The 2,436-nt window shown below is 66.6% G+C and carries 1 protein-coding gene; it reads left to right on the top strand.

The window, feature by feature from the left end:
• Positions 1 to 123: 123 nt before the first annotated feature.
• Positions 124 to 2,436 (top strand): CHAT domain-containing protein (locus tag I6U14_RS00690; RefSeq protein WP_296896052.1); only part of this gene is annotated, 2,313 nt, incomplete at its 3' end.

Below are 2,436 nucleotides of genomic sequence, written 5' to 3'. Positions count from 1 at the left end.
CGGTCGTGGGCGGTTTCGCGGGCGGTGGGACCCTCGTCGCGACGGGAAAGGGGTGAGGAGCCGGGGGTCCACGTAGCGCGTGGGCGCTGGGATGGCCGGTTCCGCGAAGCGCCGGCGGCGGCCGTGCCGGTGGCGGCCCTTCAGGCTGTGCTGCCGGAGCTGGAAGGATTGCAGACGCAGAGCCGCCAGCCCGATACAATACGGGAAGTGCGGGCTTTTCAGGCCGAACTCCACTACGAGCTGGGTCAGCGCTTTGCACAGGCAAGGCAGCCGGAAGCAGCCGTCCGGGCATTCCAGGATGGCCTGCATATCGCAACCACCTATGGAGGGACGGCCCTGGCCGACGCGGCGCGCCTGGCGTTGGCCGGTCTGTATCGCCGGGGCGCCGCCGACATCGACGCAGCTCTCCGTCAGATCCTGCCGCTCTGGCAGGAGCGCGACGGCGGAACCGCTACGCTGGACCGGGCCCGGCTGGCCGTCCAGCTGGCGCATATCTACGCCCAGGTCCGCGATCACTATGAATGTCGCCGCTATATCCGGGAGGCAGAAGCCAGCCTGCAGGCGATCGGCCTCGGCTATCCTATCGACCGATCTTTTCCCACCGCCCTGTCCGGTTGGCTGGAAGCCTTGCAGCCTTCCCTTCGGCAGCCCAATGATCTTCGGCGCGACCTGTACGGCGCCCTCACCCTGCACATCGAACTCGCCAAGCTGTACACCGATATTTTGCCGGAAGGCCTGGCGCGCGAACCCTGGTACGAGCGGGTAGACACCCTCAGGGCGGTGACGCAGGACCTCCAGGAAGCGGACCAACGCCAATACCATAGCGATGCCCGGCTTCAGGGACGCCTCTACGGGGATGAAAACGATGTGCCGGCTGCTCCGGTGCTCGACTTCCCCTCAGCGAGGGTTACTGCTCTGAACGCCCGGATCGACGGCTACCGCCGCCGCCTGGATGCCGAAGAAGTCGATGAAGACCTGTTGCACGCGCTGCGCGCCGACCTCGAGCAGGCCGGTCGACTAGGGGTTGCTCACCTGCGCCTTGCCTTTCATTGGTTGCTGGGGGAGGCCCTGACCGGTATGGAACGCCATGCAGAAGCGATGGCTGAATTCCGGGCCGCCTATGACCTCAGTGTGGCGGAGGGCGATCTCGACAGCGCCCTCTATGCCCTCAATTGGGAGCTCATTTGCTATACGCCCGGCCAGCACCAGGAGCGGCTGGATGTGTGCTGCCGCGCCATCGGACTGATCGAGCGGGCCCGGCACGACATTTCCACGCCCTACCAACAAAGCGCCTTTCTGGCCGACAAGCAGTCCTTTTATCAGCTCGGGATGATTGCGGCCTTCAAACTGGGTCAATACGGAGAAATGCTTCGCATCGGGGAGCTGATCAAGAGCCGCAACCTGCAGATCTCTACTGCTGCCGGTCGCCGAGCCGGCTCCCGCCGCGCTGCGCTGAAGAAGAAACTGGAGGACATTGCCGCCCGCCTGCGACGCGCCTCCGATGAGGAAAGCGCTGACCTGCGCCGGGCGCGCCAGCTGTTTTGGGACCAGTGGACCGTCGACCAGGCGGCGCCGGCTGCTGCAGGTGATAGCCCCGAATGGAGTTTGGAGGCCCTGCAGGCGACCCTGGAAGCCGGCGAGGCGATTCTCTCCTACCATCTCCTGGATTCCTCCGTGTTACTTGTAGGCATCATCGACCGGGAGCAGGTGGTCTTGGTGCGCCAGTTGGCAGAATCCGAGGACTGGCTGGCCCGGGTGGTACTGCGGCCGCCGCCCGGGGGCGACGCTGCTTTTCGCGCCCGCGTTGCCCCCGGGCAGTCGCGAGGCATCCTGCTGCCGGCCGCTACGGAGAACGACGGATGGGATGGCCGGGCGCTGGCCGACTTCTTGCTGCCGGTCGCGCTTCATCCCCTGCTGGCCGGCAAGACACGTCTGTATATCACTCCCCATCGCCAACTGCACGAGGTGCCCTTCCAGGCGCTGCCCTTCCAAGACGGCTTCCTCATTGAGCAGTTCGCCATCAGCTACCTGCCCAACCTGAGTTGCCGACTGTACCCGGCTCCGCCCGTGCCGCAAGGCGGACTGCTCCTCGTAGGCGCCGACCAGTATGCGCCGGCAGGCCGACTCCACCTTCCCAACCTGCCTGGAGCGGCCAGCGAAGTTATGCAGCTGCAGGCCGCCTACGAGCGACGGGGAGCGTCCGTGCGTGCCTTGCTGCACGAAGGGGCTACCCGCCGCCGCCTGCAGGCGCTGGACGCGGCGGGCGAGCTGGCTGGTTTTCGCCTCCTGCACCTGGCGCTGCACGGCGCAGACCTGCCGGGCGATGCCCCCCTTGACGCCCGCCCCTTCCTCCGCCACGCGCCGACCGCTGGCTTTGCTTTTTCGCCTTTGCGCCCGCCCGCTGACCTGGTCGTATTGGGTTGCTGCTTCGCCGCC

The organism is Thiohalocapsa sp., assembly GCF_019695415.1.
Classification (GTDB): Bacteria; Pseudomonadota; Gammaproteobacteria; order Chromatiales; family Chromatiaceae; genus Thiohalocapsa.
Note: the sequence above shows the minus strand (reverse complement) of the source record. Positions and strands in the feature narration are given on the sequence as shown.